Annotated in this window: 17 protein-coding genes and 1 tRNA gene; 11 read left to right on the top strand and 7 right to left on the bottom strand. The window is 57.4% G+C overall.

Annotated features, from left to right (window positions below):
• The first annotated feature begins 66 nt into the window (after window positions 1-66).
• Window positions 67-636: a glycerol-3-phosphate 1-O-acyltransferase PlsY gene (gene plsY / locus ACOKS3_RS27195; protein ID WP_103448717.1), complete on the top strand. Its 570-nt coding sequence runs from the start codon at window positions 67-69 to the stop codon at window positions 634-636.
• A 15-nt stretch (window positions 637-651) separates the two neighbouring features.
• On the opposite strand, the gene tsaD is transcribed toward plsY, so the two are convergent.
• Window positions 652-1,677, bottom strand: coding sequence for a tRNA (adenosine(37)-N6)-threonylcarbamoyltransferase complex transferase subunit TsaD (gene tsaD / locus ACOKS3_RS27200; RefSeq protein ID WP_103448716.1), 1,026 nt, complete (start codon window positions 1,675-1,677; stop codon window positions 652-654).
• Window positions 1,678-1,881: 204 nt separating this feature from the next.
• Here tsaD and rpsU point away from each other — a divergent pair, with 204 nt between their 5' ends.
• The 6 genes from rpsU to ACOKS3_RS27230 all read left to right on the top strand — a co-directional run bounded on the left by rpsU (window position 1,882) and on the right by ACOKS3_RS27230 (window position 11,483).
• Window positions 1,882-2,097 carry a 30S ribosomal protein S21 gene (rpsU, locus tag ACOKS3_RS27205; RefSeq protein ID WP_003255575.1) on the top strand — a complete coding sequence of 72 codons (216 nt, stop codon included), beginning with the start codon at window positions 1,882-1,884 and terminating at the stop codon, window positions 2,095-2,097.
• Window positions 2,098-2,385: 288 nt separating this feature from the next.
• Window positions 2,386-4,368 carry a DNA primase gene (dnaG, locus tag ACOKS3_RS27210; protein WP_422764551.1) on the top strand — a complete coding sequence of 661 codons (1,983 nt, stop codon included), beginning with the start codon at window positions 2,386-2,388 and terminating at the stop codon, window positions 4,366-4,368.
• 67 nt (window positions 4,369-4,435) lie between these two features.
• Window positions 4,436-6,286 carry an RNA polymerase sigma factor RpoD gene (gene rpoD, locus ACOKS3_RS27215; protein WP_103448714.1) on the top strand — a complete coding sequence of 617 codons (1,851 nt, stop codon included), beginning with the start codon at window positions 4,436-4,438 and terminating at the stop codon, window positions 6,284-6,286.
• A gap of 118 nt (window positions 6,287-6,404) precedes the next feature.
• The gene (locus ACOKS3_RS27220; RefSeq protein ID WP_103448713.1) at window positions 6,405-10,148 is read left to right on the top strand and encodes a bifunctional diguanylate cyclase/phosphodiesterase; all 3,744 of its coding nucleotides are present in this window, start codon (window positions 6,405-6,407) and stop codon (window positions 10,146-10,148) included.
• Between the two features lie 16 nt (window positions 10,149-10,164).
• Window positions 10,165-10,241, top strand: a tRNA-Ile gene (locus ACOKS3_RS27225).
• 126 nt (window positions 10,242-10,367) lie between these two features.
• Window positions 10,368-11,483 carry a site-specific integrase gene (locus ACOKS3_RS27230; protein WP_422764550.1) on the top strand — a complete coding sequence of 372 codons (1,116 nt, stop codon included), beginning with the start codon at window positions 10,368-10,370 and terminating at the stop codon, window positions 11,481-11,483.
• Here the strand turns inward: ACOKS3_RS27230 and ACOKS3_RS27235 are convergent.
• Complete coding sequence (locus ACOKS3_RS27235; protein WP_422764549.1) at window positions 11,398-12,372, bottom strand: LuxR family transcriptional regulator; 975 nt, start codon at window positions 12,370-12,372, stop codon at window positions 11,398-11,400. The two genes, ACOKS3_RS27230 and ACOKS3_RS27235, sit on opposite strands and share 86 nt — an antisense overlap.
• Before the next feature lie 324 nt (window positions 12,373-12,696).
• On the opposite strand from ACOKS3_RS27235, the gene ACOKS3_RS27240 reads away from it, so the two are divergent.
• The 3 genes from ACOKS3_RS27240 (at window position 12,697) to ACOKS3_RS27250 (ending at window position 16,030) form a co-directional block, all read left to right on the top strand.
• Window positions 12,697-13,563, top strand: coding sequence for a helicase RepA family protein (locus ACOKS3_RS27240; protein WP_422764548.1), 867 nt, complete (start codon window positions 12,697-12,699; stop codon window positions 13,561-13,563).
• On the top strand, window positions 13,550-14,449 hold the full coding sequence (gene repC, locus ACOKS3_RS27245) for a replication protein C, IncQ-type (protein WP_422764547.1): 900 nt from the start codon (window positions 13,550-13,552) through the stop codon (window positions 14,447-14,449). The genes ACOKS3_RS27240 and repC overlap by 14 nt, the downstream gene beginning before the upstream one ends.
• A gap of 459 nt (window positions 14,450-14,908) precedes the next feature.
• Window positions 14,909-16,030, top strand: a complete 1,122-nt coding sequence (locus ACOKS3_RS27250) for a hypothetical protein (protein WP_422764546.1) — start codon at window positions 14,909-14,911, stop codon at window positions 16,028-16,030.
• 124 nt (window positions 16,031-16,154) lie between these two features.
• Here ACOKS3_RS27250 and ACOKS3_RS27255 read toward each other — a convergent pair whose 3' ends face one another.
• The 5 genes from ACOKS3_RS27255 to ACOKS3_RS27275 are packed head-to-tail and all read right to left on the bottom strand — an operon-like array spanning window position 16,155 to window position 19,237.
• Complete coding sequence (locus ACOKS3_RS27255) at window positions 16,155-16,472, bottom strand: hypothetical protein (RefSeq protein WP_422764545.1); 318 nt, start codon at window positions 16,470-16,472, stop codon at window positions 16,155-16,157.
• A gap of 2 nt (window positions 16,473-16,474) precedes the next feature.
• Window positions 16,475-18,079: a P-type conjugative transfer protein TrbL gene (gene trbL / locus ACOKS3_RS27260; protein WP_422764544.1), complete on the bottom strand. Its 1,605-nt coding sequence runs from the start codon at window positions 18,077-18,079 to the stop codon at window positions 16,475-16,477.
• A gap of 2 nt (window positions 18,080-18,081) precedes the next feature.
• Entirely contained in the window at window positions 18,082-18,267 is a 186-nt protein-coding gene (locus ACOKS3_RS27265; RefSeq protein ID WP_422764543.1) for a hypothetical protein, read from the bottom strand.
• Between the two features lie 2 nt (window positions 18,268-18,269).
• Window positions 18,270-19,001, bottom strand: a complete 732-nt coding sequence (gene trbJ, locus ACOKS3_RS27270; RefSeq protein WP_422764542.1) for a P-type conjugative transfer protein TrbJ — start codon at window positions 18,999-19,001, stop codon at window positions 18,270-18,272.
• A complete protein-coding gene (locus ACOKS3_RS27275; protein ID WP_463581461.1) occupies window positions 18,998-19,237 on the bottom strand; it encodes a TraK family protein in 240 nt (79 codons plus the stop codon). Before ACOKS3_RS27275 ends, trbJ begins: the two co-directional genes overlap by 4 nt.
• A 421-nt stretch (window positions 19,238-19,658) precedes the next feature.
• Between ACOKS3_RS27275 and ACOKS3_RS27280 the strand changes: the two genes are divergently transcribed.
• The gene (locus tag ACOKS3_RS27280; RefSeq protein ID WP_422764540.1) at window positions 19,659-20,030 is read left to right on the top strand and encodes a plasmid mobilization protein; all 372 of its coding nucleotides are present in this window, start codon (window positions 19,659-19,661) and stop codon (window positions 20,028-20,030) included.
• The last annotated feature ends 193 nt before the right edge of the window (window positions 20,031-20,223 follow it).

The following is a 20,223-nucleotide window of genomic DNA, read 5'->3' on the forward strand; positions in this document are numbered from 1 at the left end:
CTCCACAGCACGACAAGGGCGACTGGCGCCGTTAGAATCAGGGCGTCCTCGCCCGGAATAGTTAGCATGTTTTGGTTATTGGCGCTGCTCGCCTACCTGCTCGGCTCGCTGTCCTTCGCCATCGTCCTCAGCCGCCTTTCGGGCAGCCCGGACCCGCGTTCCAGCGGTTCGGGCAATGCCGGCGCCACCAACATGCTACGCCTGGCGGGCCGTAAAATGGCGATCCTGACCCTGCTTGGCGACCTGTGCAAGGGCCTGCTGCCGGTTTTGCTCGCCCGCGCTGCCGGCCTTGGCCTGCAGGAGCAGGCCTGGATCGGTGTCTGCGCAGTGCTCGGCCACCTGTTCCCGCTGTACTTCCGCTTTCGCGGCGGCAAAGGCGTCGCCACCGCCGCCGGCATGCTCATGGGCCTGTATTTCCCGGCCGCATTGCTGGCCATCGGCGCCTGGCTGCTGACCTTCTACCTCACCCGCACCAGCTCGCTGGCAGCGCTTGTCGCGACCCCGCTGACCTTGCCACTGCTGGCCTGGCGCGAGCCGGAGGCGCTGCTGCCGATCGCTGTGCTCACGGTGATGATCGTCTGGCGCCACCGCAACAATCTGCGCGATTTGTTTGCCGGGCGCGAAAGGCATTTCTGACACGCCCGCAAGCCTTCACACCGGCGGCAACTGCTCCATCGGCCAGCGCGCCTGCACGCTGATCGCCAGGTCCTGATGCTGCCCGGCCAACAGGCGCTGGCAACCGGCATAGGCGATCATCGCGCCGTTGTCGGTGCAGAACTGCGGACGCGCGTAGTACACGTTGCCCTTGAGACCGGCCAGCATGTCTTCCAGCGAGGCGCGCAACGCCTTGTTGGCACTGACGCCACCGGCGATGACCAAGCGTTTGAGGCCGGTCTGCTTGAGGGCGCGCTTGCACTTGATGGTCAGAGTCTCCACCACCGCCTGCTGGAATGCCAGGGACACGTCGCAACGGGTTTGCTCGTTGTCGTCGCCAGCATTCTTGCATTGCTGCCAGGTGTTCAGGGCGAAGGTCTTGAGACCGCTGAAGCTGAACTCAAGGCCCGGACGATCGGTCATCGGTCGCGGGAACACGAAGCGCCCAGGCACCCCCTGTTCGGCCAAGCGCGCGATTTCCGGGCCACCTGGGTAGTTGAGGCCGATCAGTTTGGCGGTCTTGTCGAACGCTTCGCCAGCCGCATCGTCGAGGCTCTCGCCCAGCAGCTCGTAGTGACCGATGCCATCCACCCGCACCAGCTGGGTATGGCCGCCGGAAACCAACAAAGCGACGAACGGAAACTCGGGCGGGTTTTCCTCCAGCATCGGTGCCAGCAGGTGGCCTTCCATATGGTGCACACCGATCGCCGGGATATCCCAGGCGAAGGCCAATGCCTGGGCGCACGAGGCACCGACCAGCAGCGCACCGACCAGGCCAGGACCCGCGGTGTAGGCGATGGCGTCGATCTCGGTGGCGACGCAGCCAGCCTCCTCCAGCACCTGGCGGATGAGCGGCAGCATGCGCTTGACGTGGTCACGCGAGGCAAGCTCGGGCACCACGCCACCGAACACGCGGTGCAGGTCGATCTGACTGAACAGCGCGTCGGCCAACAAACCGCGCTCGCTGTCGTATAATGCGACGCCGGTTTCGTCGCAGGATGTTTCCAATCCCAGTACTAGCATGGGCTCGTCCCTTGTGGGGGCTGAATTCGAAGCCGCGCATGATAGTCCCCGTGCCGGGTGCCGACCAGCGGTTTTCGATCAGAGGCTTTGCATTCCGGCGTACTAAGGGTTAACATCCGCAACCCTTGAAAACCGACGTTCTCCAGCACACCTTTGTTTTGCCAGGAGCACGTCTACCCCGGTAATGAATTAAGGTAGCCCTGGATGCCAGCCGTCAAAGTTAAAGAGAACGAACCCTTCGACGTAGCTCTGCGTCGTTTCAAGCGCTCCTGCGAAAAAGCCGGTGTACTGGCTGAAGTTCGTAGCCGCGAGTTTTACGAGAAGCCGACCGCCGAGCGTAAGCGCAAAGCAGCTGCTGCTGTTAAGCGTCACGCCAAGAAAGTTCAGCGCGAACAGCGCCGCGCCGTTCGTCTGTACTAATACAGACGTTCTACGCTAGAGCTTCTGCCCTGCCCGGTTCACCGCCGGGCCGATGGCAGCGGTTTGATTCAAACCTTGAGCAGCTAGCCCAAGGCGCCCGTCGCAACCTGCAGTGGGCAAATGCATCAAAGCGTCAGATCTGGCTTCGGCCAGGCGTGCACGTCCTGACTGACGGGCCCTTGCGGCTACAGACGAGCACACATTCCCTCGCACTTCCCCTACTCAGCATTCGCCCCTCTGCGGCGCGTTAGCGATTAGACTTGCCAGTTGCCAGATGACGAGACTGCCATGGCCGGGCTGATTCCCCAAAGCTTCATCGACGACCTGATCAACCGCCTCGACATTGTCGACGTGGTGAGTTCGCGCGTTCAGCTGAAAAAAGCCGGCAAGAACTACTCCGCCTGCTGCCCGTTCCACAAGGAAAAGACCCCTTCCTTCACGGTCAGCCCCGACAAGCAGTTCTACTACTGCTTCGGCTGCGGTGCTGGCGGCAACGCCCTCGGCTTCGTCATGGACCACGACAACCTGGACTTCCCCCAGGCCGTCGAAGAACTGGCCCGCGCAGCTGGCATGGAAGTACCCAGGGAACAAGGCCGTCGCGACAACAAGCCGCGCCAGCCGACCGATTCGCCGTTGTACCCATTGCTGGATGCCGCCTCGGAGTTCTACCGCCAGGCCCTGCGCAGCCATCCGACCCGCAAGGCGGCGGTGGACTACCTCAAGGGCCGCGGCCTGTCGGGCGAAATCGCCCGCGACTTCGGCCTGGGCTTCGCCCCGCCGGGCTGGGACAACCTGCTCAAGCACCTGGGCGCCGACACCCTGCAACAGAAGGTGATGATCGACGCCGGCCTGCTGATCGAAAACGCCGAAAGCGGCAAGCGATACGACCGCTTCCGCGACAGGGTGATGTTCCCGATCCGCGACAGCCGCGGGCGCATCATCGCCTTTGGCGGCCGGGTACTGGGCGACGACAAGCCCAAGTACCTCAATTCCCCGGAAACCCCGGTGTTCCACAAGGGTCAGGAACTCTACGGGCTGTACGAGGCACGCAAGCACAACCGCAACCTCGACGAGATCATCGTCGTCGAGGGCTACATGGACGTGATCGCCCTGGCCCAGCAGGGCCTGCGCAATGCCGTGGCCACCCTCGGCACCGCGACCAGCGAAGAGCACCTCAAGCGCCTGTTCCGCGTGGTGCCCAGCGTGCTGTTCTGCTTCGATGGCGACCAGGCCGGGCGCAAGGCCGCCTGGCGCGCACTGGAATCAACCCTCTCGGCACTGCAGGACGGCCGCCGTGCGCGCTTCCTGTTCCTGCCCGAAGGCGAAGACCCGGACAGCCTGGTGCGTGCCGAAGGCACCGATGCCTTCAAGGCGCGGATCAACCAGCACGCGCAGCCACTGGCCGACTATTTCTTCGAGCAACTGAGCAATGAAGCCGACCCGCGCTCGCTGGAAGGCAAGGCACACATGGCGACTCTGGCCGCACCGTTGATCGAAAAGATCCCCGGCGCCAACTTGCGTCAGCTGATGCGCAACCGCCTGAAGGAAATCACCGGCCTGGACCCACAGCAGGTCGAGCAACTGTCGCAACAGGCTCCGGCGGCCAGCAGTGTGCCTGACTATGACCCTGGCTATGACTACGATGCCATGGCCAGCTTCACCCCCGACTACGGCGACATGCCACAGCACGACTACGCTCCCGTTCATCAAGAGCCGGAGTGGAAGCCGAACAAAGACGGGGGCAAAAAGCAGTGGAGCGATAAGCCGTGGGACAAGAACCGCAAGGGCGGCAAGCCATGGCAGCAGCGCGACGAAGCGCCGCCGCGGGTGCCGGCACCGGTCGAACCACCGACCCTGGCTGCCCTGCGCACCTTGCTGCACCACCCGCTACTGGCCGGCAAGGTCGAGGATGCCAGCCACTTCGCCGACGAAGAACACCTGTACAGTCAACTGCTGGTGGCCCTGATCGAAGCTGCGCAGAAGAATCCTGGGCTAAGCTCAATGCAGCTGATCGCACGTTGGCACGGCACTGAACAAGGCCGCCTGCTGCGGGCCCTGGCTGAAAAGGAATGGTTGATCGTGGCTGACAACCTTGAACAACAGTTTTTCGACACTATAACTAGCTTGTCCGCCCGCCAACGCGAGCGCAGCCTGGAACAACTGCTCAGGAAATCACGTCAAAGCGAATTGACCAGCGAGGAAAAATCACAGCTCCTCGCCCTGCTGAGCCGGAATGTTCCCGCACAAACGCCGACCTCATCTGGCGCGTGAGGCCCATGCTCGGGTATAATCCTCGGCTTGTTTTTTGCCCGCCAAGACCTTCAGTGGATAGGGTGTTATGTCCGGAAAAGCGCAACAGCAGTCTCGTATCAAAGAGTTGATCACCCGCGGTCGTGAGCAGGGCTACCTGACTTACGCGGAGGTCAACGACCACCTGCCTGAGGATATTTCAGATCCGGAACAGGTGGAAGACATCATCCGCATGATCAACGACATGGGGATCAACGTATTCGAGAGTGCTCCGGATGCGGATGCCCTTCTGTTGGCGGAAGCCGACACCGACGAAGCCGCGGCCGAAGAAGCCGCTGCTGCGTTGGCGGCAGTTGAAACCGATATCGGCCGCACGACCGACCCGGTGCGCATGTACATGCGTGAAATGGGTACCGTCGAGCTGCTGACCCGCGAAGGCGAGATCGAAATCGCCAAGCGGATCGAGGAAGGCATCCGTGAAGTCATGGGCGCCATCGCTCACTTCCCGGGTACTGTCGACTACATCCTCGGCGAATACGACCGCGTCACCGCCGAAGGCGGCCGCCTGTCCGACGTTCTCAGCGGTTACATCGACCCTGACGACAACATTGCCGCGCCGACCGAAGAAGTGCCAGTACCTGGCGCCAAGGCCCCTGCGGCCAAGGAAGAGTCGGACGACGAAGAGGAAGAAAGTGAAGGCGGTGACGACGAGGAAGAGGCCGAAAGCGGGCCTGATCCGGTCGTTGCAGCTCAGCGCTTCGGCGCCGTTGCCGATCAGCTTCAGGCCACCAACAAGGTCCTGAAGAAGGGCGGCCGCAACGCCAAGGAAAGCATCGAAGCCCTGCAGGCCCTGGCTGATCTGTTCATGCCGATCAAGCTGGTACCGAAGCAGTTCGACGTCCTCGTCGAGCGTGTGCGCGATGCCCTGAACCGCCTGCGTCAGCAAGAGCGTGCGATCATGCAGCTGTGCGTGCGTGACGCCCGCATGCCGCGTGCCGACTTCCTGCGCCTGTTCCCGAGCAACGAAACCGACCAGACCTGGTCCGGTGACTTGGCCAAGCGCAGCACCAAGTGGGCTGCCGCCCTGGGTGAAAAGGACGCCGCCATCGTCGCCTGCCAGCAGAAGCTGATCGACCTTGAGACCGAAACCGGCCTGACCGTCGCCGAGATCAAGGAAATCAACCGTCGCATGTCCATCGGTGAGGCGAAAGCCCGCCGCGCCAAGAAAGAAATGGTCGAGGCGAACCTGCGTCTGGTGATCTCCATCGCCAAGAAGTACACCAACCGTGGCCTGCAGTTCCTCGACCTGATCCAGGAAGGCAACATCGGCTTGATGAAGGCGGTGGACAAGTTCGAATACCGTCGCGGCTACAAATTCTCGACGTACGCCACCTGGTGGATCCGCCAGGCGATCACCCGCTCGATCGCCGACCAGGCGCGCACCATCCGTATTCCGGTGCACATGATCGAGACGATCAACAAGCTCAACCGTATTTCCCGCCAGATGCTGCAGGAAATGGGTCGTGAACCGACCCCGGAAGAGCTCGGTGAGCGCATGGAAATGCCTGAGGACAAGATCCGCAAGGTATTGAAGATCGCCAAAGAGCCGATCTCCATGGAAACCCCGATCGGTGACGACGAAGATTCGCACCTGGGCGACTTCATCGAGGACTCGACCATGCAGTCCCCGATCGACGTGGCCACGGTCGAAAGCCTCAAGGAAGCGACCCGTGACGTGCTCTCGGGCCTGACCGCACGCGAAGCCAAGGTGCTGCGCATGCGCTTCGGTATCGACATGAACACCGACCACACCCTCGAAGAGGTGGGCAAGCAGTTCGACGTGACCCGTGAGCGGATCCGTCAGATCGAAGCGAAGGCGTTGCGCAAACTGCGCCACCCGACTCGCAGCGAGCACCTGCGCTCCTTCCTCGACGAGTGATGACAAACCCCGGCCCAGGCCGGGGTTTTTCTTATCCGACAAATAGTTGTGATCGGCCGCTCGGCTGGCTGAATGCCCGTCTACACTCGACTTCAGACCAACTGAATGCGAGGCCGCTATGCTGCCGAAGCCGGCCATTCTGTTGCTGCTCCTGATGCTGTGGAACACAACGGCCGGCGCCCTGACCCTGACAGACGAGGAAAAAACCTGGCTCGCTGCCCACCCGCAGTTGAGACTGGGCGTCGACGCCTCCTGGCCACCATTTGAATTTCGTGACCAGGAGGGCCGGTACCAGGGATTGGCCGCCGATTACATCGCCTTGCTCCAGGATCGCCTGGGAGTATCACTGAAACCGGTCGAACCCAGCAGCTGGACCGAGGTGCTGCAGCAGGCGCGCGAAGGCCGTATCGACCTGTTGCCCGGCATCATGTCGACGCCGGAACGTCAGGGCTACCTGGCGTTCACCCGCCCCTACCTCGATTTCCCCATCGTCATCCTGGCCCATGATGGCGGTCCGCAACCGCGCACGCTCAAGGACCTGTACGGGCTGAAGGTCGCCGTGGTGGAAAACTACGCGCCCCATGAACTGCTACGTACTCACCACCCGGACCTCAACCTGGTGGCGATGCCCAATGTCAGCTCGACCCTGCAGGCACTGGCCACGGACGCGGTGGACGCCGTGGTCGGCGACCTCGCCTCGAGCATCTGGAGCTTGCGCCAGCTCAAGCTCGAAGGGCTATACGTGAGCGGCGAAACGCCCTACCGCTATCAACTGGCAATGGCCGCGCCCCGTGACCAGCAGGTACTGATCGGCATCCTCGACAAGGTGATGGCCGACATGTCCAGCGATGAAGTCAGCCATATCCAGCAGCGCTGGGTTGGCAACGTGGTCGACCAACGCAGCTTCTGGCGTGACACGCTGCTCTATGGCCTGCCCGCCGTCCTGCTGCTGATCGCCATTCTCGCCGTGGTCATCCGCATCAATCGCCGGCTCAGTTCGGAAATCTCCCGGCGCATCGCCCTGGAGCAGGAGCTGCGCAGCAGCGAATACCACTATCGCGGCCTGATCGAGAGCCTGTCGGCAATCGCCTGGGAAGCCGACGCCAACGACTTCACCTACAGCTATGTCTCGCCCCATGCCGAAGACTTGCTGGGTTACCCCCTGCACGACTGGCTCAAGCCCGGCTTCTGGCGCAGCATCCTGCACCCCGAAGACGCACTCTGGGCCCAGGCCTTCTGCGAGAGTGAAACCGCTGCCGGGCGTGACCACAGCCTCGATTACCGCGTGATGCGCGCCGACGGCCAACCGCTTTGGGTACGCAATATCGTCAGCATGATCGAACACGGCCACCGGCCCGTGATGCGCGGCCTGATGATCGACATCAGCGAGACCAAACGCACCGAAGTCGCCCTGCGCCTGTCGGAACAGAAGTTCGCCTCGGTGTTCGAGCAGTGCCCGGACATTCTGCTGATCGCACGGCACAGCGATGGCGTGCTGCTCGAGGTCAATGAAGCGTTCGAAGAGCAGATTGGCCTGACACAGGGCGAAGTAATCGGCCGCACCGCCACCGAGCTCAACTTGTGGGGCATCGAAGGAATGGGCCCGAGGCTGCTCGAACGCCTGCACCAAGGCGGCATCCGCAACATCGAAATGACCTTCCGCCGCAGCAACGGCCAGTTGTTCACCGGCCTGACCTCAGCCGAAACCTTCGAGCTTGACGGCACCCTGGCGCTGGTCGTGGCCGTTCGCGACATCAACCAGCTCAAGGAAACCCAGCAACAGTTGCAGACTTCCGAGGAAAAGTTTGCCAAGGCATTCCACGCATCACCTGATGGCCTACTGCTGTCGCGTCAGAGCGATGGCCTGCTGTTGGAGGTCAACGAGGGTTTCTGCCGCCTGACCGGTTACGAATTCAACCCGCCTATCGACCAGACCTCGTTCGACCTGGGGATCTGGGTAGACCTCAACGAACGCAAGCGCCTGATCGACCAGCTTGGCCGCGATGGCTTCGTGCGAGACTTCAGTTGCCACCTGCGCCGCAGCGACGGGCAGATTCGCCTCTGCGAGCTGTCGGCTCGGCCACTGCCGATCGGTGGTGTCGACTGCATGCTGACCATCGCCCGCGACATCACCGAACGCCACCTGATGCAGGAAAAGCTGCAACTGGCTGCCACCGTGTTCGAAAATACCGCTGAAGGCGTGTTGATCACCGATACCGACCAACGCATCAGCGCAGTCAACCGTGCCTTCAGCGAGATCACCGGCTACAGCGAGATCGAAGCACTCGGCCAGACCCCGCGCCTGCTCGCCTCTGGTCAGCATGACAGCGCTTTCTACGCTGCCATGTGGCACCAGCTCACTGCTGAAGGTCACTGGCAGGGCGAGATCTACAACAAACGCAAGAATGGCGAGCTGTATCCCGGCTGGCTGACCATCAGCGCCGTACGCAACAGCGAGCGCGACGTCACCCATTTCGTCGCCGTGTTCGCCGACATTTCCAGTCTCAAGCATGCCCAGGCCAAACTCGATTACCAGGCCCACCACGACCCACTGACCGGCCTGCCCAACCGCGCCCTATTCGAAAACCGGCTGCAGGCCGTGCTGACCTGCTCGCAGGTCTCCAATCGCCAGGGCGCGGTGCTGTTCCTCGACCTGGACCGTTTCAAACACATCAACGACAGCCTCGGTCACCCGGTCGGCGACCTGCTGCTCAAAGGCATCGCCCAACGCCTCAAGGAACAGGTGCGCGACGTCGACACCGTGGCCCGTCTGGGTGGCGACGAGTTCATCATCCTGCTGCCCGGCCTGCACAAACCCAGCGATGCCCATGCCATCGCCAACAAGCTGTTGGCCTGCTTCGTCGCCCCGTTCCAGGCCGGCGAGCACGAGTTCTTCACCAGCGCCAGCATCGGCATCAGCCTCTACCCGCAGGATGGCACCGACGTCGCCACGCTGATCCGCAACGCCGATGCTGCCATGTACCGCTCCAAGGCCAAAGGCCGCAACCGCGTGGAAGCCTACACCCGTGACCTGACCGTGCAGGCCAGCGAACGCATCGCCATGGAGCACGAGCTGCGCCGCGCCATCGAGCGTAACGAGATGAGCCTGAGCTTCCAGCCCAAGCTGAGCCTCAAGACCCAGACCCTAGTCGGGGCCGAAGCGCTGATTCGCTGGAGCCACCCGACATTCGGCGAGGTACCGCCCGAGCATTTCATTCACTTGGCCGAAGAGAACGGCACCATTCTCCAGCTGGGCGACTGGGTGCTGGAGCAGGCATGCCAGCAGATGCACCGCTGGAAGAAGACTTACCAGGCCTTTGGGCCACTGTCGATCAACCTGGCGGGCGCGCAGCTGCGTCACCCCAACCTCGCCAAACGCATCGAGCATTTGTTGAAAGTCTACCAACTGAAAGCGGGCGACCTGCAGCTGGAAATCACCGAAAACTTCATCATGAGCCAGGCCGAGGAGGCCTTGGCCATATTGCACCAGCTCAAGAAGCTGGGCGTGCAGCTGGCGATCGACGACTTCGGCACCGGCTACTCGTCGCTGAGCTACCTCAAGCGCCTGCCGCTGGACATCCTCAAGATCGACAAATCGTTCATCCGCGGCCTGCCGGATGACCCGCACGACGCCGCCATCGCCCGCGCCATCATTGCACTGGGGCGCAGCATGCAATTGACGATCATTGCCGAGGGTGTAGAGAACCAGGCGCAGCAACGCTTCCTTGCTGCCGAGGGCTGCGAGCAGATCCAGGGCTACATCGTCAGCCTGCCATTGCCGCCGGATGAGTTCGCAGCGACGTTTCTTCGTATAGCACTGTCCGATCTTTCGGATGGCACGCTTTCAAAACCCTCGTTATAATCCGGGCACTTACTGAGGGCCTATAGCTCAGTTGGTTAGAGCAGAGGACTCATAATCCTTTGGTCCACGGTTCAAGTCCGTGTGGGCCCACCAACTTGAAAGCCGCGCATTGCGCGGCTTTTGTGTTTCTGGTGGGACTACCTCAGATACAGTCCTATGGTCCAAAGGTACAAATTAGGTACAGTGCGGCTTCGCTTGCACGCCTTTGGAGTCCTTCAGATGGCCACAATCGTCAAAACCCCAGCCGGCACCTGGAAGGCCGTAATCCGCAAAACCGGATGGCCGACCAACGCCAAGACCTTCCGCACCAAACGCGACGCCGAGGATTGGTCACGACGCACCGAAGATGAAATGGTGCGGGGGGTGTATATCCAGCGCAGCGGGTCCGAGCGCCTGACGCTTGAAAAAGCCTTGCAGCGATATCTACGGGAAATCACGCCGACGAAGAAACCAACGACTCAGCGGGCGGAGATCACCAAGGCGAAGCAGTTAATCAAGGGGCTGGGTAAATACTCGCTCGCTGCACTTTCTGCCGAAGTGATAGCCGATTACCGGGATAAGCGTCTCTCCACCTTTACCACACGCGGTCAGCCAACCAGCAACAATACGGTGCGCTTGGAGCTAGCGCTGCTGAGCCACCTGTTCACAGTGGCCATTCAAGAATGGGGATTAGGCCTAACGTTCAATCCTGTGCTGAACATCAGAAAGCCAAGCCCAGGAGAAGGACGTGACCGCCGCCTTACCGCTGATGAAGAGCGCAAACTCATTGCTGCGGTTAAAAAGCACAGCAATCCCATGCTGAATTGGATCGTGCGCATCGCACTAGAAACTGGTATGCGCTCTTCCGAAATCACAACCCTGCGCCGCGGTCAGGTAGATGTAGCGCGCCGTATCGTCCGTCTGCTTGATACCAAAAACACACAGCCTCGAACCGTCCCACTGACAACCGATGCCACCGCCGCTTTCCGCGAGGCATTGGCCAACCCGATTCGTCCACTCGACTCTGATTTGGTTTTCTTCGGTGAACCTGGCAAAGACGGTAAGCGTCGCCCCTACAACTTCAACAAGGTCTGGTTAGACATCAAGAAAAATCTCGGTCTGGCCGATTTCAGGTTCCATGACTTGCGTCATGAAGCCGTCAGCCGTTTAGTCGAAGGTGGCCTCAGCGACCAAAAGGTCGCCGCCATCAGCGGCCACAAATCAATGCAAATGCTCCGACGCTACACCCATCTACGAGCTGAAGATCTAGTCAATGAACTGGATGTTCTGGCGCGTCGGCGAACTGGAAAGAAGAAGGAATCGACCCCAGCGCCTTCGACACTGCCTGACGGCTGATGCCCATCCTCCGAGCAATCTCGCTCTGGTTCAAACCGGACGCCCGAAGAATCAGCATCTGTTTCTTGGCGTCCGTCAGACGAGCATCAATCATAAAGCGGGCTTGCTCACGCAGTGCACCTTCATCTGCGGCGGTAAGACCGTTGCTATGCGTGATATGGAAAGCAAAAAGTTCGGCAGCAGGAGTGTCATGCTTCGGTGACAGTGTGCGCTGAGCACTTTGTTCTGTGAGCCGGGCCAGTTCGAGATTAAAGAGATTCTTTGAGCGCTTTGCACGTTGATACTGCGGGTTCCAAGTCCCATCAACATGCCGAGGTCGATGGGAAGCGCAATACCGATTACTGAGGTGCAGTGCGTAGTCGGTATCGGCGCTTTCTGGCCAATCACCTGTATTGATCAGATGAGCGAGTTCAGACGGCTGCCCGCACATCTCACAAAAGTCTCTGTTGCGCTGCGCATTTTGAGTTACGCCCTCAACGGTACATCGTGAGCGAGCAGGACGCTTGCGGCCGCAAGCTTCGATTACCTCCACCAATGTTTCAAGCGTCCCGATCACTTCTCTCGATTGCTCTCCAGTATGACGCGTCGCGCTCATGTACTGACGGATCAGAACTCGCTGAGCCTGCATAGCTCCCTTGTAGTGAATTGAATGTATCAGATCACTCAGGGCGACAGTTCCCGGTGCACCCAATATGTATCGCTGAAACACCGCATCGACACACAGCAGCGCGATAGCCGGGTCGATCAGTTGCTCAATCAGCCTGCGTATCGGAAAACGTCTCGCGCTGCTTGAGTATGGCCGCCAGTTGGCGACGAGCTCTCGCACCGCCGCTTCCATGATCGGTGAACAGTTGGGCCAGACTGGGATTTCTGTTTCGCTTGCGCTCATGTCAACCATAGTGATCAATTAAAAGGATGTTATCAACCAGCGCCCTCCCTACGATACGGATAAATCCGATCACAAATGGAGATGAGCGATGGGTATCGAAGAAAACCTTTTGGAGCGATTTGGACCACTATTGAGCTTGCCTCAGTTGGCGACGATCTTGGATCGATCACCAGATGGCCTAAGAATCAGCCTGAGAACGCAAAACCCTTGGACCCTCCCCATCAACAGAGCCCGTCTGAAGATAGGCCGCAGAGTCTACTTCCGGACCTCTCAAATTGCTGAGGTCCTTAGCGCAGACTCATTCGAAGATGGCGGGCGTATTTGATGGCTATCGATCTAGCCGCAGCTTTCGAAACTCCTCCCCCGCAGCTTGATTTCATATGGCCTGGCTTCCTTGCAGGCACGGTAGGGGCGTTGATCGCCCCAGGAGCCACCGGCAAGAGCTACTGGGCGCTCGAGGCAGCCATGTCTGTCGCGTGCAGCGTTGCCGGAGGCGACCTTGTTGGGCTCTCTCCAGCACTAAACGGAAAGGTGGTCTATCTCGCAGGCGAAGACCCGAACGTTGCGTTAGTGCGCCGTATTCATGCGATAGGCCACCACCTGAACAGAGACGCTCGTTGCGCAATCGCTCAGAACCTCATCGTGGAGCCGCTCATGGGCAAACGCCTGAACGTCATGGATGAACGGCACCTTGTTCGCTTAATTGAGTTTTGTGAAGGCAGCCGGTTGATAGTATTGGATACCCTGAGCCGCATTCATGACAAGGACGAGAACAGCAATGGCGATATGGCAAGACTCGTCGCCACGCTTGAGCATGTTGCGACCTGCACTGGGGCCTCAGTTTTGTACCTTCACCATGTCAGCAAGGGCAGTGCCCGCGAAGGACAGACGGATCAACAGCAGGCAGCACGTGGCGCATCTGCTCTAATCGACAATGCCCGTTGGTGTGGCTTCGTTGCGAAGATGACAGAGGACGAGGCCCAGAGCCTCAGCGACCGCGCCTATGACCGTCAGCCCATCGGCAACGACCGGCGCGGCTTCTTTGTCCGCTTTGGTGTCAGCAAACAGAATTACGACGCTGCACCGCATGAGCAATGGTATCAACGCCGCGACGGCGGCGTTTTGATGCCGGTGGAGTTGTTGAACGTCAAGCAGGACAGCGGAAAAGGGCGTCAACGTGAGCAAGCATGATTTGACTCATGCCCGGCACGACCCGGTGCATTGTCTTGCACCCGGCCTGTTCCGTAGCCTCAAACGTGGCGAACGCAAGCGCAATAAGCTGGACGTTGCGTATGACTACGGTAACGGCAAGCGCATCGAGTTCAGCGGGCCGGAACCACTGGGGGCCGACGATCTCCGCATTCTGCAAGGACTGGTAGCAATGGCTGGGCCTTCTGGCCTTGTACTTTCTCCCGATCCTCAGACCGAAGCCGGTCGTCAGCTCAGGCTATTTCTCGAACCTAAGTGGGAAGCCGTCCAGCAGGATGCGATGGTGGTCAAGGGTAGTTATCGGTCGCTGGCCCGTGAGGTTGGGTATGCGGACATAGATAATACGAGGCCAGTACGCGATTGCATTGAGAGGCTCTGGAAAGTCTCTATCATTGCGCAAAATGGAAGCAAGCGGCAGGGCTTCCGTTTGCTGTCCGAGTACGCAAGTGATGAGCAGCAGGGCAAGCTGTATGTAGCATTGAACCCTCTTATTGCACGCGCAATCATGGGAGGGCAGCACATCCGCATAGACATGGCCGAAGTCAGGAAGCTACAGACCGATCCTGCCCGTCTGATTCATCAACGACTGTGCGGCTGGATCGACCTCGGCAAGTCGGGGCGGGTAGAGCTGAACACGTTATGCGGCTATGTTTGGCCGGATGAACCGACGAACCCGAATACCATCAAAAAACGCCGCCAGACAGCACGCAAGGCGCTGGTTGAGCTTGCTACCGTTGGTTGGAGACTGAACGAGTATGCTAAGGGCAAATGGGAGATCGGGCGACCCAAGGCATCCGAGTTTAACGCTGCGCCGCCCTGTTTAACGGCACCCATCCCCCCGTTTAACAGTATCCAATCCCCTGTTTAACGGCACCCCGCCAGTTTCTGAAAACCCAGCACCGGCGGGCCTTTGCGGGCCGCTCGCAGATTCCATCCAAGATTCTCTAAGAATCTCCATCATGGGCGCTAAGCTCCGCGCCTTGATGGCGCAGCTCATCGCCTGCTGCTCTTGGTCGGCCTACGGCCGTTGTGCACCAAAAGGAAGGGCGGCACCGTCGAACACCTACCACCAAAACCACCAAGTGCATCGCGCCGTCTGCGGCATCCGAGGACACACAAAAAGTAAAGGTCTAGTAGCGAACGACCAACCAGAACGACGCAGCAGCCGCCAAAATGCTTTTAAATGATGCAGGATGAATATAGCATAGCCGATTCTTACTAATAATTTTCTATAGTCAATGGCTAATCGCGCACTAGTAATGCGCCCCAGTTTATCTCTACCTCACCCATCTTAGGTGAATAGTCTCATAAAGCCAAGGAAGTCGAAATGTCGAATAGTTTATTACCCTGGTCACTGGAAAATTGGAGCTCATCCAAAACTACTAATTGGTTTATGATGGAGGAGTACCAGCTATTTTCGCCTAATGCAATTTTGTGTAGCGAAGTTAAAATTGGACCCTATACATTCATCTTCAATAGCATAGCAAAAAACGATATTGCTCAGACGCTCATAACCGCAAGGGTGCGTCTCTTTATAAATAACTCGTCAAAAAAAGAGCAACAAGAAACATTGAGTTTTGATGCCCATGTAGGTGACGAAATCTCTGGTCTTATATCGATAGGATTAGGTATCAAAGTTTTTTGTGCCGGCATTAGTAGAAGATTTAATCCTCCAAACTCTAAATTCGGTGACCCGTACGGGGAACCTTGTTTTTCAGAACAATTCTCACCTCCCGGTCTGCACATTGCAGAACTTTTTCCTATTCTTCCAGACGTCACGGCGGCAATGTGCTCACCGTCAGAGGGCCATCTATCAACCCTGGAAAGCCTTGAATTTGCAACGCCGGATCGCTACAAAGCATTTATACGATCCGCATGTTTGTACAAGGATGCCCTTGACATGGTGGACCATGATCCGAATCTGAGTTGGATTTTAATGGTTTCAGCTCTTGAAACAGCTGCTGTGGTTGAACCCGAGTTTGAAATACCACCCGAACAAGTATTAAAAGATAGCTTTCCATCCTTATATGAAACTCTACAAAACTGCGCCGACCCCACCGTAGTACATAAAGTCGCCCCTATTGTTGCCCCTACCCTTAAAGCCACCTCTAAATTTATTGGATTTTGTCTTCGCCACTTGCCGGCTGAGCCTTGCAGCAGACCTGATGATATAGATGCTCGTGTCATCTGGAGTTTGGAAAATATAAAAAAAATCCTATCAACTGTTTATGGTCACAGATCAAACTATCTTCATACGGGTCAACGTTTTCCATCATTAATGTCCAAGGCACCAATTAAATTCGAGGAAAAACCTAATGTCGAGAAAGAGAAAGACTGGTTAAGTCGAGAATGGAAAGAGAGAGATGTTCCTATCAATTTACACACCTTCAACTATTTGACAAGACATATTCTGCTCAACTGGTGTAGGACTTTTAAGCCGAAAGACTAAATATGAAGCTTGGTTGGGAGAACTCCTTACCCCTTATGTGCTATCTATCTATGAAAAACTGCCCTCAATTCATAGATTTGCATAGCAGTGCTGGATAGAGAGCCTTGGCAGTGGCAGGTCTCTCTTACTTCTGTGCTTTCTGCTGCTTCTGTGCTTCCTGCGCGGCCTGGATGGCCAGCAACGCCTGCTGATTCAGGGCTGCGCTATTCTTGCTGCCCAGCAGAGGCAGGCGATTTATAGCCTGTGCGCCGGCAAACATGCTATAGGAAGCCGACAAGGCGAGTGGGCTTACTCGAAGCTGCAAGGCCGTGTACTGACGATCCAACCTATCGAGTTGCGGCCCGTAGCCCTTGCTACGCAGCCATCGACCGAGCGCCCACATGCAGATGGCAAACGTCGATGCGATTACTACGAATCCAGCGAACATCAGTATGTCCATCATGGTTATTTCTCCGAGGTGTGGTTGTTTGAGGCCATGCCGGGCACATTGAACGAGGCTAGTCGACTTGCAGGGGGGCTTGCGTCCGAGGCTGGACGGATGACGTTAGATTCTGTTTGCGCAGCTTCCGCGATTGTTTCCGCGCCATTGGCTGGAATGATCGAGCTAGCACCGTCAGGAATAGCCGGCGAAGATCCTGCACCAAGAGACAGTGAGTGCGCATTCTCCATACCAGGCACTGCCATCGAGGCCATCACGCCAAGCATCTTTGCGCCACCATTGGCCGATTGCGAAAGCGCGTTACCGGCGCTGACAGATCCCCCTTTTGGTGTCGCTTGCGGGTCTTTTTCGTCGTTGCCCTGCGCAGCCTTCCCTGCCTGTCTGGCGGCCGGCTGTACGCCGCTGCTGGGCTGCGTAGGTGCAGCCGATTGTGTCGAACTAGCAGTGCTGCCACCTAAACGTGAGCCGGTCGAACTCGCAACCTTCGCGGCGACCCCACCGCCGGTACTGGTGCCAATACCTACGGATGACGCTGTGCCGCCGGCAGAGGTTGCCGCCACACCGGCCGAGGTAGCACCGGCAGCGATGCTGGAGTTGAGCGAGCCCGCAAGGCCGCCAGCCGCACCGGCAGCGCCTGCGCTACTCCCGCCCGCACCAATCGCTGCCGCCGCTGGAGCTGCGGCACCCGCTGTTGCAATGGTTGCAATGGCCGCCGCAGCACCAGCCGCACCGGCCGCCGCCATACCACCGATTGCCGAGCCGCCGCCCATCGACGTGCCACTAATCATCCCACCGATCAATTCGGGAATAGTTTTAGTCAGATAAGCGCATACCAGAGCCAAGCCCGCCAATGTCATCAATGACGCTTCGTCGTTGGTATATGCTGCTAACCACGACTTCGCTGAAGTGACGATAATTCCTACGATCAAGGTCAGGACGAACAGCTTAGCGCCAACTGCAATAACGAATCGGAGCGGAGCGATAGCAAAATCGCGTGTCCACTGCGAACCACCAAAACCATAGAACAGCACGGAGGCGTTGATGATGACATACGACTCTACAAGCGTCACAAACATGAATGCCGCGATGAATGCGAAACACAATAAAACTAAACAGCCAACAATCGCAATGAGGATCGCTTTACCCGGAGAGAAAACAGAGATTCCCTCTACGATAGTGCGTGAGAAATCGACAGCCACTGCAAACATATCACCCGGCTGAATCGCTCGACCCAAACCGCTGGCCGTTCCCGCCGCTTCCCGGAAGCTACTAACTGCTGCTGTCGCCCAAGGAACGGAATGCTCAATAATGGCGTAGAAAAAGCCGACTGCCATGAAGAAACGGATTAGCTCACCAACAATCTCGCCTAGGTCAGCTTGTTTCATGACTAGAGGCATGAACGTCCACACTAGCTGGATTAGTGCAAGGGAGCCCAGTAATTTGAGTGCATAGCCCTGGAGACGTGGTGACCATTCACTTGCGGCGTCATATAGCATCCGCAAAAGACCATTCATTTCATTGCCCTGGGTTATATCTCCTGCTGCGGCAGCAGTGCCGACCGAAAACAGTAGCGCCGCACCGATGAACGCGAGAAGTGCTGAACGTTGCATAGTTAGAAATCCTCAGATGATCCCCAGATGTTTTTCCGGGCTTCGAATTTTTTATCAGCGTCAGTCGGCGTAGGCCGCTCAGCAATCACGCATTTAGTGTTGATGGACACCACGACACCGGACACAAAAGCACCACCAAGAGCAGAAGCGATGCACAACACAGCAATAAAAATCTTAGAAATAAACATGGTTAGAAATCCTCCGAAGGTCCCCAGTTATTTTTCCTGGCCTCGAATTGTTGTTCCGCTGCTTCGCTGACAGCCTTCCGGTCGCCTTGCTGAGCCATGTAGTTGCCCTGCATGTTGATTTGCGTGGCCAGTAAGTCGCGCAGCTTTTGCAGTTGCTGCACGTTCTGCGAGGCAATTTCATTGCCCGCCTGAATCGCCTGCATCCGACCAACGGCTGACTGCGAACGAGCCACCATTCGGTTTAGCTGAGCGTCCTCGGACTCGAAGGTGCTGGTATTGAGGTTCGTCGCTTCCATCGCCGTTTTCACGTTGTCGCGGCCCTGTTGCGACCACTTTTTATAGCGATCCTGCGCCGGGACCTCTGCCAAGTTCGCTGCTTGATTCAGGTAGTACTCGAAGCCGGGAAAAGCCGTGTGGAACTGAGAGTCCATGTTCTGGATTTGGCGGCCCAGAGCCTGCGAGCGGTTATAGATATTGACCGCGCTTTTTAAGTCCGCCGCGATGCTGCCGAACATCGAATCGGGCAAGCCCGTGCCCTGAGTTACCATGTTTTGATACTGCTGAATCTGCGTTTGTAACTGTTCGGCCGTGTTCAGCGCTGTGTTGACCTGCTCCGCATATTCAAACATTTGCTGATAAAATGTAGAACAATTTGCGCAGTAGATAGCGAAAGCGTTCTGCTGCGTGAGAAGAAAAATAATAGCTACAGCTATTAATCTAAGTGCTTGCTTCATTTTTGCCCCCAATGTGAGCCTGTCATGACAAATGACCTTGTTTTCTTGCAGTAGCGAGATACGTATCGTGTAAACTGAACATATCCAAAACTAAATCTACCCACATATTCGGCATAAAGAGTTTTGAGTGTGTGACCAAGCAGTATTTTCGTTTCCAACTCCTCCCTGACCGAGAAGAATTCGGCGCGCCCAGCTCTTCTCTTGATACGCTTTAGACTATCACTTCGCATCGGCATTTCCTCCTGCTAATGCAGTTGGTTTTAGCACGAATGAAAGTCTAAGAAAACACGAAATAACTACACATCGAAAACCAATGAAATCAAACGCAACTATATGCAACTCAAGGCAACTCAAGGCAACTCAAGGCAACTCAAGGCAACTCAAGGCAATTTATTGAAAGTTAATGCAGATGGTAGATTTTGCTTTTTATATTTCCTTTAATCGCTTACAACAAGACGGCAAGATGTGTGTTGTGGGTCCACAGGCTTCGCCTGTTCTCCCCCAACACCGCCACTTACTCACCTGCGGTTCGACGGCATCTTGCTCTGCGAGGCTTACCGTCGCTGCCGCGACCAGACACTGAACGCCCGAGCGGCACCAAAGGAAAGGCGCGCTGCTTCGCCACCTAGCCGTCGCTGCGGCAAGAGCGAGAGACGAATGGCAGAGAAGAAAAAAACGACTTACGGCACCCGGCCCCGGAACGAATACATTAAGGTATTCGTGACCGAGGACGAGCGCTCCGAGCTGGTAGACCGTGCCGCGCAAGCGGGTATGTCTCAGTCAGCGTTCTTGCGGGCTGTTGGTTTGAGTGAGCCGATCCGGTCGGTTGTAGATCTACAAGCCGTCGTCGATCTGGGCAAGGTCAATGGCGATCTCGGGCGGGTCGCTGGAATATTGAAACTTTGGCTCGCAGAGAAGCGCGGCCAAGGTGCAAGACCGACCGACGTGGAAGCAATAATGAACGAATTCCGTAGACTCCAGCACATGCTACTTCCAATCATGTCTAGAATAGTCAAAGATAATAAGTAAGTTCATTCGATCAAACTGAAATTCTAGAGCATCTTTCAAGAGAAAATTATGAATCGAGATAATTCCCACTTTCTCTATATGGTGAAGCTGCTGAGAAAAAATCCAAGCTACGCAATAAAGCTGCTAAGAGAAATAGCGTCTGGAGGGAGTGAAGACGAATTGAAAATTATAAAAAGAATGTGTGAGTCTTCAT

Source organism: Pseudomonas sp. HS6-2, from assembly GCF_049325675.2.
Classification (GTDB): domain Bacteria; phylum Pseudomonadota; class Gammaproteobacteria; order Pseudomonadales; family Pseudomonadaceae; genus Aquipseudomonas; species Aquipseudomonas putida_N.

Coding starts and splice junctions, on each gene's coding strand:
- dnaG (WP_422764551.1), top strand. CDS start 2,386: ATGGCCGGGCTGATTCCCCAAAGCTTCATCGACGACCTGATCAACCGC.
- ACOKS3_RS27220 (WP_103448713.1), top strand. CDS start 6,405: ATGCTGCCGAAGCCGGCCATTCTGTTGCTGCTCCTGATGCTGTGGAAC.
- trbJ (WP_422764542.1), bottom strand. CDS start 19,001: ATGAAGCAAGCACTTAGATTAATAGCTGTAGCTATTATTTTTCTTCTC.
- ACOKS3_RS27235 (WP_422764549.1), bottom strand. CDS start 12,372: ATGAGCGCAAGCGAAACAGAAATCCCAGTCTGGCCCAACTGTTCACCG.
- ACOKS3_RS27250 (WP_422764546.1), top strand. CDS start 14,909: ATGTCGAATAGTTTATTACCCTGGTCACTGGAAAATTGGAGCTCATCC.
- tsaD (WP_103448716.1), bottom strand. CDS start 1,677: ATGCTAGTACTGGGATTGGAAACATCCTGCGACGAAACCGGCGTCGCA.
- rpoD (WP_103448714.1), top strand. CDS start 4,436: ATGTCCGGAAAAGCGCAACAGCAGTCTCGTATCAAAGAGTTGATCACC.
- trbL (WP_422764544.1), bottom strand. CDS start 18,079: ATGCAACGTTCAGCACTTCTCGCGTTCATCGGTGCGGCGCTACTGTTT.
- ACOKS3_RS27230 (WP_422764550.1), top strand. CDS start 10,368: ATGGCCACAATCGTCAAAACCCCAGCCGGCACCTGGAAGGCCGTAATC.
- ACOKS3_RS27280 (WP_422764540.1), top strand. CDS start 19,659: ATGGCAGAGAAGAAAAAAACGACTTACGGCACCCGGCCCCGGAACGAA.
- ACOKS3_RS27240 (WP_422764548.1), top strand. CDS start 12,697: ATGGCTATCGATCTAGCCGCAGCTTTCGAAACTCCTCCCCCGCAGCTT.
- rpsU (WP_003255575.1), top strand. CDS start 1,882: ATGCCAGCCGTCAAAGTTAAAGAGAACGAACCCTTCGACGTAGCTCTG.
- ACOKS3_RS27255 (WP_422764545.1), bottom strand. CDS start 16,472: ATGATGGACATACTGATGTTCGCTGGATTCGTAGTAATCGCATCGACG.
- ACOKS3_RS27265 (WP_422764543.1), bottom strand. CDS start 18,267: ATGTTTATTTCTAAGATTTTTATTGCTGTGTTGTGCATCGCTTCTGCT.
- plsY (WP_103448717.1), top strand. CDS start 67: ATGTTTTGGTTATTGGCGCTGCTCGCCTACCTGCTCGGCTCGCTGTCC.
- ACOKS3_RS27275 (WP_463581461.1), bottom strand. CDS start 19,237: ATGCCGATGCGAAGTGATAGTCTAAAGCGTATCAAGAGAAGAGCTGGG.